The following is a 13,013-nucleotide window of genomic DNA, read 5'->3' as shown; positions in this document are numbered from 1 at the left end:
ACTGTATTTACCCAAATTACTTGGCTTCTTCATCCGGGAATTTGGCAATAAAACCTTCCGCATCTTCCACCATGGATTTGGTACCGACAAAGAAAGGTGCGCGCTGATGCAGTTTCTCTGGCACGATATCCAAAATGCGGTTCACCCCATCCGTCGCCTTACCACCGGCTTGTTCTGCCAAGAAGGCCATAGGGTTGCATTCGTACAGTAAACGCAGTTTCCCTTGTGGGTGGCTAGCGGTGCTTGGGTAAATATAAATACCGCCTTTCAACAAGTTACGATGGAAGTCGGCAACCAGTGAACCAATGTAGCGTGAGGTATACGGGCGCTTGGTGGCTTCGTCTTGCTCCTGGCAGTACTTGATGTATTTCTTCACACCCAATGGGAATTTAATGTAGTTCCCTTCGTTGATGGAATACATGCAACCGGTTGCGGGATAACGCACTTTTTCGCCGGATAAACAGAAAACGCCCAGCGACGGATCATAAGTGAAAGTATGGACACCGTAACCTGTGGTATAGACCAGCATAGTTGAAGAACCGTAGACGACATAACCTGCGGCAACTTGTTTAGTGCCAGGTTGCAGGAAGTCAGCTTCGGTAATCGGAGTACCAAATGGGGTAATGCGGCGATAGATGGAGAAAATAGTACCGACGGATACATTCACATCGATATTTGAAGAACCATCCAGCGGATCCATCAGAACGACATATTTGGCATTTTCTGCCCGGCCACCATCAAAGATAACAATATCATCTTCTTCTTCGGAGGCGATACCGGCAACTTCGCCACGCGCTTTTAGGGCCGCTTTTAATTTTTCATTGGCAAACAAGTCCAGTTTCATCTGGTCTTCGCCCTGAATATTGGAAACACCGCTGGCACCTAAAATATCAACCAGACCTGCTTTGTTGATATCGCGATGAATAATCTTCGCGCCGAGTTTGATTGCTGAAAGTAATGCAGTTAATTCGCCGGTGGCGTGAGAGAAGTCTAGCTGTTTCTCAACGATGAATTCGCCTAACGTTTTCATGACTCAATCCCTGGATCTACGGTTAAATATCGATTTATTAACAAACAACACACCTGATGGCAGCAGTGTAGCCCAAAGGTGAGAATGATTCATAGGCAATTCCATTTCTTCTCTTTGATTCTGAGCGGTAGAATGGTTACAAACTCGAAGCTTATTAATACGGAAAATTTATGCGCATTCACATATTAGGTATCTGCGGCACTTTTATGGGCGGCCTGGCAATGCTGGCCCGCTCATTAGGTCATGAAGTGACAGGAGCGGATGCTAACGTGTATCCACCAATGAGCACGTTGCTGGAGAATCAAGGGATCGATTTAATTCAGGGATATGATCCAGCTCAACTGAGTCCCACCCCGGATTTAGTGATCATTGGTAATGCCATGAGCCGTGGTAACCCTTGTGTTGAAGCAGTATTAGAGCAAGGCATCCCTTATGTTTCCGGCCCACAATGGTTACATGACCATGTATTGCCAGAGCGTTGGGTATTAGCGGTGGCGGGTACACACGGAAAAACCACCACTGCGGGTATGGTGACCTGGATTCTGGAAGCCTGTGGTTATGAACCGGGATTCGTCATTGGCGGAGTGCCGGGTAATTTTGATGTATCAGCACGTTTAGGTAATAGCCCATTCTTTGTCATTGAAGCTGATGAATATGATTGCGCTTTCTTTGATAAGCGCTCTAAGTTTGTTCACTACAGCCCAAGAACGCTGGTTATGAATAACCTTGAGTTCGATCATGCGGATATTTTTGACGATCTGAAAGCTATTCAGAAGCAATTCCATCATCTGGTACGTTTAGTGCCAGGGAAAGGGAAAATCATCGTGCCGGATAATGATAATCACCTGAAGCAAGTGATGGCGATGGGCTGCTGGAGTGAGCAAGAGTTGGTCGGCGAAACTGGCAGTTGGTCGGCGCGCAAAGTATCGACCGATGCCAGTGTTTATGAAGTGTTTCTTGATAATAAATTAGTGGGCGAGGTCAGTTGGTCACTGGTGGGTGAACACAATATGCATAACGGTTTGATGGCGATTGCTGCCGCCCGTCATGTCGGGGTTTTACCCGCCGATGCTTGCAAGGCACTGGGTGATTTTATTAATGCTCGTCGCCGGCTGGAATTGCGGGGTGAAGCTCATGGTGTCACGGTTTATGATGATTTTGCTCACCATCCAACCGCTATTCTTGCCACTCTGGCGGCACTGCGCAGTAAAGTGGGTGGGACTGCACGTATTCTGGCCGTTTTGGAGCCACGCTCTAACACCATGAAATTAGGGCTATGTAAAAATGAGTTAGCACCTTCATTAGGCCGTGCGGATGAAGTGTTCCTGTTCCAGCCGCAGCATATCCCTTGGCAGGTAGTGGAAGTGGCCGAAGCTTGTATTCAGCCTGCACATTGGAGTGCTGATATTGATGCGTTAGTCGATATGATCGTGAAAACAGCACAACTGGGCGATCACATTCTAGTGATGAGTAACGGTGGTTTTGGTGGGATTCATAACAAATTGCTGAGCGCTTTGGATAAAAAAGCGGAGCAATAAGCTCTATCGCAGGATTAAGTCGGATAAAAAAAGCCCCCGCGATAGCGGGGGTAAAGGGTTCGTCGGATAGACGAGGGATTATTCGGATGTGAGCTGACTTCAGCCAATACTTTGTTGCAATCAATACTCTATTCAATAAGCTAAAAATTAGTATTTATCTTTATTTTCAGTCTATTGAATAAATCATCAAGATACGAAAGTATGCCCCTCTGAGCGGGGCATTTACTTTCACTGCTGGCGCTTAATCTTATTTGTAAATCTTAGCTGTGGCGTGCCAACCATTGTCTTGATGCATACCAATGATTTTGTATGCCGTAGCGCCTTCACTATCAGCTTTTTTCGCGATGGCCTGCTCAATATCAGAAGGAGCACCGGTAATCGCGCTCACACTGACTGCGCCTAAATCAGTCATTTTGCTTGCTTGGGCGGCATTGATTGATTCCGCAGCAGATGCGCCGAAAGCAACAACAGAAAGTAAACTCAGGGCTGCCAGAGTAGTTTTGATTTTCATGATTTTTCCTTAATCAGATTCAACAATCCAAAAGTACTTTTAATGATTCTGGTACTTTTAGTTTATTGTTTTTACTGTTTATTTAATTTTTTTCGATTTGGGTTTCACGCCATTTTTGATCTATCTATCGCGAATTACTGGTAAATCTTGGCAGTGGCATGCCAGTTATTTTCTTCTCGCACTTCGATCACTTTGTAAGCTTTAGCGCCCATAGCATCAGCTTTATCAGACAGCGCCTGACGAATATCGGATGGTGCGCCGTTAAGGCCACTGACGGTAATGGTGCCCATTGGTTGTAATTTTTCAGCCTGATTCTCATTGATAGAATCCGCTGCAAAAACACCAAATGACAGTGCAGAGAGAATGCTGGCGGTTGCGATGGTAGTTTTAATATTCATGTTATTGCCTCTATTTATTCTTTATCACTTCGCATGAAGTGTGATTTACGTCACGAAAATGAGTATACATCTAGTAACTGAGAATATTAATAGCAAGCTAATAATATTTAAGGTCACTTTATCGCTAGTGACTACTTTTTAAGAACTAAAAGGAATAAAAAGTGATTAAAAAACAGCACGTTCAAGTAAAAACTTAATGTTTTCAATTGAGTAAGCGTTTTTGACTAAAAGTGCGTTAGTCAGTGGTAGGTTTGACTGTAAGGGAGAGATAAGCAGAATTATTTTGTGGTTTAGACCGAAATCAGTAGTTATATGCCCTGGTTAAAGGCTATGAAGGTATGATTAATCGGATAACGGTGACAGGGATACAGTGCGGCGCAGAAGGCCGCATCTATATACATCAGACATAAAGATGTGGAATTAAAGCTCTTGTTCGAATAGCCCAAGAATGGCTTCATGCAGTTGTTTAACCGTAAAACCTCTGGCAGGCGTTGTGAAAATGGTATCGTCACCAGCAATACTGCCTAAGATCCCTTCAGCCTTACCTAATGAATCCAGCAGGCGGGCGATCAGCTGTGCCGCACCAGGGCTGGTATTAATCACAACGACTGAATCATTATAATCGACATCCAAGACCAGATTTTTTAGTGGGCTACTGGTTGTTGGCACCCCCAATTCTGCGGGTAAGCAGTAAACCATCTCCATTTTGGCATTACGCGTTCTAACCGCACCGAATTTGGTTAGCATACGTGAAACTTTGGATTGGTTGATATTTTCGAAGCCTTCTTCCTGCAAGGCCAAAACGATCTCACCTTGAGAACTGAATTTCTCTTCTTTCAATAACGCTTTAAACGCTTTGATAAGATCTTCTTGTTTTGCGGGATTACGCATTTTCTATGCCTTGATCAGTCAATAGTGAATAGGATTATTATGCATATAAATGAATTTTTATTCAACATGACTATGGAGTATTGGCGATAAAAGCACTGATATCAAGGTGTGGTGAAATTTTCACATCATCTTACTGTTACGATTATGCTAAATCAGTTTTTATCAACATTCGGCGCGAGTAACTAAAATGTTATTAAAATGATGTTGTTCTGATGTAACGGAAGGGTGTAATGTAACCGCCGATTAACCTGTCATGAATACTTCAGTAAATTTTAGAATAATGTGCGCTATATCATTAATGAATAAGCGATTTACTCTAAAATGCATACGTCTTATGCGCCTTTTTGATGCGTGATATCTCAATCTGACTGTTAATAGATTGTGTTTAAAATCACAATAAATTAAGGTGCCTAAATAGATGAATTCACGGCAAATTTAAATTAAATATAAAAAGGAGTATAGGATGAAAGTTGCAGTTCTCGGTGCCGCTGGTGGTATCGGCCAGGCCCTCGCTCTTCTACTCAAGACCCAGCTTCCTTCAGGTTCAGACCTCTCATTATATGATATCGCGCCAGTGACTCCCGGTGTTGCGGTTGACCTGAGCCATATCCCGACCGCTGTTAATATTAAAGGCTTCAGCGGCGAAGATGCTACCCCAGCCCTTAAAGGGGCCGATATTGTTCTGATTTCTGCGGGTGTTGCACGTAAACCGGGCATGGATCGTTCAGATCTGTTCAATGTTAATGCTGGCATCGTCCGTAATCTGGTTGAGCAAATCGCGCGTACTTGCCCGAAAGCATTAATCGGTATCATTACCAACCCAGTTAACACGACAGTAGCGATCGCCGCAGAAGTACTGAAAAAAGCCGGTGTTTACGACAAGAATAAATTATTTGGCATTACGACACTGGATACCATTCGCTCTAATACCTTTGTTGCTGAACTGAAAGGTAAGCAACCTCAAGATATCGAAGTGCCGGTTATCGGTGGCCACTCTGGTGTTACCATTTTGCCATTGTTGTCACAAATTCCAGGCATTAGCTTTACCGAGCAAGAAGTGGCTGACCTGACTAAACGTATCCAGAATGCGGGTACTGAAGTTGTTGAAGCAAAAGCCGGTGGCGGGTCAGCGACTCTATCTATGGGGCAGGCTGCGGCACGTTTTGGTCTTTCTCTGGTTCGTGCTCTACAAGGCGAAAGCAATGTTGTTGAATGTTCTTACGTTGAAGGCGACGGTAAATATGCCCGTTTCTTTGCTCAGCCAATCCTGTTAGGTAAAGAGGGTGTTGCTGAACGTAAAGACATTGGCAAATTGAGTGCGTTTGAACAGCAAGCGCTAGAAAGCATGCTTGATGTATTGCACAAAGATATTGAGTTGGGCGAGCAGTTCGTCAATAACAAGTAGTAGCAGGGGCTTGAAGCTGCCCCTGGGATAATATTATCAACCGCCGAAGCTATGCATCGGCGGTTTTTTTATGCCCGAAGAATAGCCGGCCGTATCCTCACTTTTCGGTCAAGAAGAACCCCTGTTTTCGGATCAAAATAGCGTGTTGGCCAAATTTCGGAAGGATGAATCTCTAAACATTCGGCAATCAACCATTCCCCCTTTGGCCAAGGACGAGTTAACGCATTGGCAAGAGTCGAGGAACTTAACCCTGCCTCACGAGAGAGGGCGGCTAAAGTTGTGCCTTTTTTACGTAGTGCGGCAATGATGTCTGCTGGGTGCCAATCAGATTTCCTTAAAATCATCTTTAATCCTTTTTTTTCTAAGCAGCTGACGTGTTAGTGATATAAATAACAGTACATTGTTAATCGTACTGTGAACAGAAAGTGACCATTTAGAAAGATCATACCATTTATTTTCTAAAAGATTTTAAATGTTTTCTAAATATTCCTTTTTTGTGTCACAACGCATATTAGGAAGCAACACCATGAAAAAAGAGTGGTTTGCCGCTAAGGAACTGGCAGGTCTTGAGGGATTACCCTCATCACCACAAGGCATTAACCTCATGGCGAAACGTGAGGGATGGGAACAGCGCCGTCGTCGTGGCGTTCAAGGGAAGGCGGTGGAGTATCATGTTGAAAGTTTACCTTCCACCATACTGAATTCATTACATTTAAGAGAAGAGCCGGCACAGTATACGCCAGCACGGCAAGACCCATTAGCCCTATGGATAGAGGCTTACTATCGTTTTACGGAGGCTGAACGGGAGCAGATTATTACCTTTATTTTTCGTGAAGGAGCTAAAAGCCTGATCGAGCAATTGAGAATCGATTAAGCCCGCCAGATGTGCACTTTGTGCCAGGAAATTGCTACAGCAGCTCATTGATAGAGAATGGATATGAAAAAACAATGGATTACCGCTGCTGAGCTTATTGGTATTGGCGGGTTGCCTAACACGCCAGCAGGGGTTAATGGTCGAGCCAGAAAGGAAGGTTGGGAACGCAGACGTAAACTTGGGGTGCAGGGAAAGGCGGTAGAATACGCTATCGAGGGGCTACCATCTGATGTACTGTGTGTTTTACGCTTGAAAGAACCCCCCGGAATATGTTGTGCAGCGCAATGACCCATTGGCTATATGGATTGAAGCTTACAATCAACTCACTGATGCTGAGCGCTCGCGAGCTATTGCATTTTTGCTGCGGGAAGGGGTAGGAACACTGATGAAACGTTTGGATTAATAGCAGAAAAGATAAACCCGGGCGGTAAAGCGCGGGTTTCTTAATGCTTTCTCAAAAGGCGCGTTGTACGGCAATGTGCGCTAAACCCTCAAGAGCCAGGCGGTATTCACTTTCAGGGAGAATCTGTAACGCAGCAATGGCTTTGTCGGCCTCTTCCTCTGCACGCCGACGGGTATAGTCAAGTGAGCCACACTGCTGCATTGCAGCCAATACGGGTTCGAGTAAATGGCGGCCATTGCCTTGTTCAATTGCTTGTCGAATCATGGCTGCTTGTTCCACGGTGCCATTACGCATGGCATGCAGTAGGGGCAATGTAGGTTTACCTTCATTGAGGTCGTCACCGGTATTCTTACCCAAAGTGGTGCCATCAGAGCTGTAATCGAGCAGGTCATCAATTAGCTGGAATGCAGTACCCAGATAACGGCCATAATTCTGTAACGCCAACTCCTGCGTTTCAGTGGCATCCGCCAGCACGGCCGCAGATTGTGAAGCTGCCTCAAACAAGCGAGCCGTTTTGCTGTAAATAACCTGCATATAGTTTTCTTCAGTGATGTCTGGGTTATTACAGTTCATTAACTGTAAGACTTCACCTTCAGCAATAACGTTTGTGGCTTCTGACATCAAAGTAAGAACGCGCAGTGATTCGAGGCCGGTCATCATCTGGAATGAGCGCGTATAGATATAGTCGCCCACCAATACACTGGCGGCATTACCAAATGCCGCATTAGCCGTCGCTTTACCACGGCGCATATCAGATTCATCGACCACATCATCATGCAGCAAGGTTGCTGTGTGGATAAATTCAATCAATGCCGCGACGGTGATATGCTTACTGCCCTGGTAGTGCAACGCACGGGCCACCAAAACGGCGATCATAGGGCGAATTCGTTTCCCGCCACCACTGATAATGTAATGGCCCAATTGATTGATGAGAACAACATCAGAGTTCAACTGGTCGAGAATTGTTGTGTTTACTGCCGCCATATCCGGCGCGGTTAACTCGATAATCTTTTCTAGGTTCATTGTTATATTCAGCTGTTTTTCTCTTTAACTGCGATGAGATTACCGCCCACATTATTACATGACGTTCCCTGAGACTATGATTGTACTTGAAAAATCCATCAAATAAACATGATGTAAGAAACTGTGCTTTTTTTCTTCGCTTGGGCTGATTATATACTTGTCATTCACTACATTTTTGCGTAGAATTCGCGCCCTATTGTGAATATTTATAGTGCGCTCTGGACTACAAAAGTGGAGTGCACGGAAAGCGGAGTTTTATATGTACGCGGTTTTCCAAAGTGGTGGTAAACAACACCGAGTAAGCGAAGGTCAAACCATTCGCCTGGAAAAGCTGGACATCGCAACTGGTGAAACTGTTGAGTTTGACCAAGTTCTGATGATTGCTAACGGTGAAGAAATCAATATCGGCGCTCCTTTAGTCGATGGTGGCAAGATCAAGGCTGAAGTAATTGCTCACGGTCGTGGCGAGAAGATTAAGATTGTTAAATTCCGTCGTCGTAAGCATTACCGTAAGCAGCAAGGTCATCGTCAGTGGTTCACTGATGTTAAAATCACCGGTATCAGCGCTTAAGATTTAGGAGAGCGGATAAATGGCACATAAAAAGGCTGGTGGCTCGACTCGTAACGGTCGTGACTCCGAAAGTAAACGTCTTGGCGTAAAACGTTTTGGCGGCGAAGCAGTTCTGGCAGGCAGCATCATCGTTCGTCAACGTGGAACTAAGTTCCATGCAGGCACCAACGTAGGTTGCGGTAAAGACCATACTCTGTTTGCTTTGGCTGACGGTAAAGTCAAGTTCGAAGTTAAAGGCCCGAAAAACCGTAAATTTATCAGCATCGAAGCTGTATAAGTTTTTCGCGTCCTGTAAATAGATGTAAGCCCTGCAATTTCGTTGCGGGGCTTTTTACATTTCAGGGTTAACCCCTTCGGTAAAAAATGGATACGAAGCAGCAGGCTGGTTTAGGTATTTTTTTGGCACTAACCACTGCCGTATTCTGGGGTGCCTTGCCGATCGCAATGAAGCAAGTGCTTGAGGTGATGGAGCCTTTTACCATTGTTTGGTATCGCTTCACGATGGCGGCTATCGGCTTGGGGATTATTCTGGCTTCGCGTCGTCAGCTACCCTCGCTTAAACTTTTTCGCCAACGTCGCTGGCTGGTATTACTGATAGTTGCGACGTGTGGCCTACTGGGGAATTTCATCTTCTTCAGTTCATCATTACAATATCTAAGTCCGACGGCATCCCAGGTTATCGGGCAATTATCACCAGTCGGTATGATGGTTGCCAGTGTGCTGATTTTAAAAGAGCGGATGCGCATTACCCAGGTTATTGGTGCGGGTATGCTGATTTGTGGCTTGTTGTTATTTTTTAATACCAGTCTGCATGAAATCTTTACCCGTTTGACTGATTATACGCTTGGCGTGGCATTGGGAGTCTGTGCAGCGGTTGTTTGGGTCAGCTATGGTGTCGCCCAGAAGGTGCTATTAAGGCGTATGGCATCGCAACAAATTCTATTATTGTTGTACACTTTATGTGCAATTGCATTATTCCCAATGGCGAAACCAGCCGTTATTTTTCAGCTAAATGGGTGGCAGTTTGCCTGTTTACTATTTTGTGGGGTTAATACCCTAGTGGGTTACGGTGCTTTGGCTGAGGCCATGGCGCGCTGGCAGGCAGCTCAGGTAAGCGCACTTGTCACATTGACACCGTTGTTTACCTTGTTTTTTTCAATTCTATTGGCGCTGGCCTGGCCAGAAATGTTTGCCGCACCGTCCCTCAATCTTGTGGGATACGCAGGCGCATTCGTGGTAGTGGCCGGCGCAATGTTTTCCGCAATTGGACATCGTTGGTGGCCACGTCGGACAGAAATAAACCTGGTTGCTCCGCAAAAGCAGCGGCCCGGTGAATGATTTACGGAGAAAGTAAATGAAGTTTGTTGATGAAGCTACGATTTTGGTTGTAGCCGGTGACGGTGGTAACGGTTGTGTCAGCTTCCGCCGCGAAAAATATATCCCTAATGGTGGCCCTGATGGTGGTGATGGTGGTGATGGCGGCGATATTTACCTGCTGGCCGATGAAAACCTTAACACGCTGATTGATTACCGTTTTGTGAAGTCTTTCCGTGCTGAACGTGGGCAGAATGGCCAGAGCCGTGACTGTACCGGCAAACGTGGTAAAGATATCACCATTAAAGTCCCGGTTGGTACCCGCGTACTGGATCAGGGAACGGGTGAGATTGTGGGTGATATGACCCGCCATGGTCAGGTTCTGATGGTCGCGAAAGGGGGGTTCCATGGGTTAGGGAACACTCGATTCAAATCATCGGTAAACCGTGCGCCACGCCAGAAAACCATGGGTACTGAAGGCGAAACACGTGAATTGATGCTTGAGTTGTTGCTGCTGGCTGATGTGGGGATGTTAGGTTTGCCAAACGCGGGTAAATCCACCTTTATTCGTGCGGTCTCTGCGGCTAAACCAAAAGTAGCCGATTATCCATTTACGACATTGATCCCAAGTCTGGGTGTTGTACGAATGGATCATGAGCAGAGCTTTGTGGTTGCCGATATTCCCGGTTTGATCGAAGGCGCATCAGACGGTGCTGGTCTGGGTATTCGCTTCCTGAAGCATCTGGAACGTTGTCGTGTACTGTTGCACTTGGTTGATCTGGCTCCGATCGATGAATCAGATCCGATTGAGAATGCCAAAGTCATCGTTAATGAGTTACAGCAATACAGCGAAAATCTTGCAGAGAAGTCACGCTGGCTTGTTTTCAATAAGATTGACCTGATAGGTACAGAAGAAGCTGAGGTTCGCGCTAAAGCCATTGTAGAAGCGCTGGGATGGGAAGATAAGTACTACATGATTTCCGCAGCAAATCGCGACAATGTAAACGCGCTGTGCTGGGATGTCATGAAATTCCTCAACACCCAACCTAAAGCTATGGCCATTGCAGAAAGTGCACCAGAAAAAGTTGAATTCATGTGGGATGATTATCACCGTGAACAACTGGCTGAAGTGGAAGCGGCAGCGGTAGAAGAAGATGACGACGATTGGGATGAGGAAGATGATGACGGCGTAGAGTTTATCTACGAACGTTAAATTTCCGGTTGTTGTGAGTCATAACGTTGTTATGAGTATAAATGAGGGCTGCCACTTCACCTGTGGCGGCCCTTTTATTTGAACACCTAATGGGCGACACTAGCTAAATGGAGGTAACGCCGTGCCATGGGTGACGGCAGGTATCCAGCATTGCGCCTGCAGTCCTGAACGGTCTGGGCGGTTCTCCAGCGTTAACCTGCCTTGGTGCAGTTGAACAATACGGATCACGATATTTAGCCCTAACCCACTGCCGCCATAGCGTTGATCCATACGACGAAACGCTTGAGTCAGTTCACCTGCCTGTTCTGGTTTTATTCCCGGCCCTTCATCCATCACTTGCAGAATGGCACCCAAGTTTTCAGTAACGAGTTTGACTGAAATCTGGCTACCAACCGGGCTATAACGATGGGCATTTTCAACTAGATTTCGCAACATCAGGCGCAGCAGCGTGGCGTCACCTTCTGTCTTGGCATAAGGCGGGAATTCCCACTGGATAGTTTGTTGCCGAAGATCACACATTTCCTGTAATTCATCTTGCAGTGGCTGCACCACATTTTCAGTCCAATCAAGAGATTGATATAGGCCACTAGCAAAATTTTGGCCTGCTCTGGATAGTGTCAGTAACTGTTCAATAGTATGCATCAATAAGTCGATGCGACTAATCAATGATTTACTTTCAGTGATCCCTTGTTGTTCCATCAACTCAAGGTGCAGACGAATCCCGGCCAGAGGTGTGCGTAACTCATGTGCGGCATCGGCAGTGAACAGGCGTTCTTGCGCAATAGTATTAGAGAGCCGGAATAACAACTGGTTAAGTGTCGATGTTACAGAGACGATTTCTTGCATATCGCTCTTAACAATCACTGGGGTGAGATTATCGGCTGAACGTTCAGCCAGCTTTTTTTGCAATTGATCAAGTGGACTAATAATCCAACTGATCGCCCAGAAAGAGAGCAAAAGGGTGATGGCCATCATGATGAGCGACGGCGCAAGCAGTGATGCAATGGCTTCCGCTATTTCCGTATCAACCCGCTCATTACGCGCTTGTGCGCTAAGGGTTTCATCAACCAGGAAGCTGATTTGTTCCTGACTTTCATGCCATAACCAAAAGGCACTGATCAACTGGGTAACCAATAATATTAACGCCAGCATTAAAATCAGACGGCGTCGCATACTGATCATGATTGTGCCTCCAGACGATAGCCAATACCCCTTACGGTACGAATACGATCTTTGCCTAATTTGCGGCGAAGATTATGGATATGCACTTCTAGCGTGTTGGAGCCGAGATCATCATTCCAAGTATACAGATCCTGCTGTAATAACTCACGGTTAACGGTTTGGCCGGCCCGCATAATTAAGCGCGAGAGGATCGCAAACTCTTTGGGTGTGATTTCCAGCGGCTGATCCTGCAAACAGACTTGCTGTGTTGATAAGTTAAGGCTCAGGTCATCTTGTTGCACCAAATTGTCACTTTGCCCCTGATAACGACGAATCAATGCGCGAACGCGTGCCAGTAACTCGGCTAACGCGAAAGGTTTGATAAGGTAATCGTCAGCACCGGCATCCAGCCCGTCAACCCGATCTTCCAGTGCATCACGGGCGGTGAGGATAAGTACCGGTAAGGTGACATGCTGGCGCCGCCATTGACGCAACAACACGGCACCATCTTGATCCGGCAGGCCGAGATCGAGGATTACCATGCTGTACTGACTGGTGTGTAATAAACTGTGCGCTTCGGCTGCGGTACCGGCACAGTCACAGGCATAGCCCTGATTGGTCAGGGCCATAGCTATCCCGCGTTGCAGCAGTTCATCATCTTCAACAATCAGTAGTTTCATA

15 protein-coding genes and 1 pseudogene are annotated in these 13,013 nt (G+C 46.0%); 8 read left to right on the top strand and 8 right to left on the bottom strand.

From position 1 onward, the window contains the following. Positions 1-16: 16 nt before the first annotated feature. Entirely contained in the window at positions 17-1,030 is a 1,014-nt protein-coding gene (fbp, locus tag V2A84_RS16805) for a class 1 fructose-bisphosphatase (protein ID WP_083160935.1), read from the bottom strand. A 170-nt stretch (positions 1,031-1,200) separates the two neighbouring features. On the opposite strand from fbp, the gene mpl reads away from it, so the two are divergent. Then, on the top strand, positions 1,201-2,568 hold the full coding sequence (gene mpl / locus V2A84_RS16800; protein WP_083160933.1) for a UDP-N-acetylmuramate:L-alanyl-gamma-D-glutamyl-meso-diaminopimelate ligase: 1,368 nt from the start codon (positions 1,201-1,203) through the stop codon (positions 2,566-2,568). A 247-nt stretch (positions 2,569-2,815) separates the two neighbouring features. On the opposite strand, the gene V2A84_RS16795 is transcribed toward mpl, so the two are convergent. The 3 genes from V2A84_RS16795 to argR form a co-directional block, all read right to left on the bottom strand. Continuing rightward, positions 2,816-3,079 carry a YdgH/BhsA/McbA-like domain containing protein gene (locus tag V2A84_RS16795; RefSeq protein ID WP_083160931.1) on the bottom strand — a complete coding sequence of 88 codons (264 nt, stop codon included), beginning with the start codon at positions 3,077-3,079 and terminating at the stop codon, positions 2,816-2,818. A gap of 134 nt (positions 3,080-3,213) precedes the next feature. Then, complete coding sequence (gene yhcN, locus V2A84_RS16790) at positions 3,214-3,477, bottom strand: peroxide/acid stress response protein YhcN (protein WP_420072903.1); 264 nt, start codon at positions 3,475-3,477, stop codon at positions 3,214-3,216. A gap of 420 nt (positions 3,478-3,897) precedes the next feature. Continuing rightward, complete coding sequence (argR, locus tag V2A84_RS16785) at positions 3,898-4,368, bottom strand: transcriptional regulator ArgR (RefSeq protein WP_004707043.1); 471 nt, start codon at positions 4,366-4,368, stop codon at positions 3,898-3,900. A 463-nt stretch (positions 4,369-4,831) separates the two neighbouring features. Between argR and mdh the strand changes: the two genes are divergently transcribed. After that, positions 4,832-5,773 carry a malate dehydrogenase gene (gene mdh / locus V2A84_RS16780; RefSeq protein ID WP_083160927.1) on the top strand — a complete coding sequence of 314 codons (942 nt, stop codon included), beginning with the start codon at positions 4,832-4,834 and terminating at the stop codon, positions 5,771-5,773. Between the two features lie 68 nt (positions 5,774-5,841). On the opposite strand, the gene V2A84_RS16775 is transcribed toward mdh, so the two are convergent. Next, positions 5,842-6,117 (bottom strand): helix-turn-helix domain-containing protein, encoded by a 276-nt coding sequence (locus V2A84_RS16775; protein ID WP_083160925.1) that lies wholly within the window; start codon positions 6,115-6,117, stop codon positions 5,842-5,844. Positions 6,118-6,299: 182 nt separating this feature from the next. On the opposite strand from V2A84_RS16775, the gene V2A84_RS16770 reads away from it, so the two are divergent. Both V2A84_RS16770 and V2A84_RS16765 read left to right on the top strand, forming a co-directional pair. Then, the gene (locus tag V2A84_RS16770) at positions 6,300-6,647 is read left to right on the top strand and encodes a DNA-binding protein (protein WP_372568581.1); all 348 of its coding nucleotides are present in this window, start codon (positions 6,300-6,302) and stop codon (positions 6,645-6,647) included. A gap of 63 nt (positions 6,648-6,710) precedes the next feature. Continuing rightward, positions 6,711-7,050: pseudogene (locus V2A84_RS16765) on the top strand (DNA-binding protein). A 51-nt stretch (positions 7,051-7,101) separates the two neighbouring features. On the opposite strand, the gene ispB reads toward V2A84_RS16765, so the two are convergent. Continuing rightward, positions 7,102-8,073: an octaprenyl diphosphate synthase gene (gene ispB, locus V2A84_RS16760; RefSeq protein ID WP_083160919.1), complete on the bottom strand. Its 972-nt coding sequence runs from the start codon at positions 8,071-8,073 to the stop codon at positions 7,102-7,104. A 259-nt stretch (positions 8,074-8,332) separates the two neighbouring features. Here ispB and rplU point away from each other — a divergent pair, with 259 nt between their 5' ends. The 4 genes from rplU to cgtA all read left to right on the top strand — a co-directional run bounded on the left by rplU (position 8,333) and on the right by cgtA (position 11,171). Further along, positions 8,333-8,644 carry a 50S ribosomal protein L21 gene (gene rplU, locus V2A84_RS16755; protein WP_005186422.1) on the top strand — a complete coding sequence of 104 codons (312 nt, stop codon included), beginning with the start codon at positions 8,333-8,335 and terminating at the stop codon, positions 8,642-8,644. 19 nt (positions 8,645-8,663) lie between these two features. Beyond that, on the top strand, positions 8,664-8,921 hold the full coding sequence (gene rpmA / locus V2A84_RS16750) for a 50S ribosomal protein L27 (protein ID WP_083160917.1): 258 nt from the start codon (positions 8,664-8,666) through the stop codon (positions 8,919-8,921). 86 nt (positions 8,922-9,007) lie between these two features. Beyond that, positions 9,008-9,982, top strand: coding sequence for a DMT family transporter (locus V2A84_RS16745; RefSeq protein ID WP_083160915.1), 975 nt, complete (start codon positions 9,008-9,010; stop codon positions 9,980-9,982). 16 nt (positions 9,983-9,998) lie between these two features. Next, positions 9,999-11,171, top strand: coding sequence for an Obg family GTPase CgtA (cgtA, locus tag V2A84_RS16740; RefSeq protein WP_442848982.1), 1,173 nt, complete (start codon positions 9,999-10,001; stop codon positions 11,169-11,171). A 99-nt stretch (positions 11,172-11,270) separates the two neighbouring features. On the opposite strand, the gene pmrB is transcribed toward cgtA, so the two are convergent. Both pmrB and pmrA read right to left on the bottom strand, forming a co-directional pair. After that, positions 11,271-12,353 (bottom strand): two-component system sensor histidine kinase PmrB, encoded by a 1,083-nt coding sequence (gene pmrB, locus V2A84_RS16735; RefSeq protein WP_442848981.1) that lies wholly within the window; start codon positions 12,351-12,353, stop codon positions 11,271-11,273. Then, positions 12,350-13,012, bottom strand: coding sequence for a two-component system response regulator PmrA (gene pmrA / locus V2A84_RS16730; protein WP_083160909.1), 663 nt, complete (start codon positions 13,010-13,012; stop codon positions 12,350-12,352). Before pmrA ends, pmrB begins: the two co-directional genes overlap by 4 nt. Position 13,013: the final 1 nt, after the last annotated feature.

Source organism: Yersinia sp. 2553 StPb PI (genome assembly GCF_052217105.1).
Lineage (GTDB): Bacteria > Pseudomonadota > Gammaproteobacteria > Enterobacterales > Enterobacteriaceae > Yersinia > Yersinia enterocolitica_E.
This window is presented reverse-complemented; position numbering and strand designations above follow the sequence as displayed.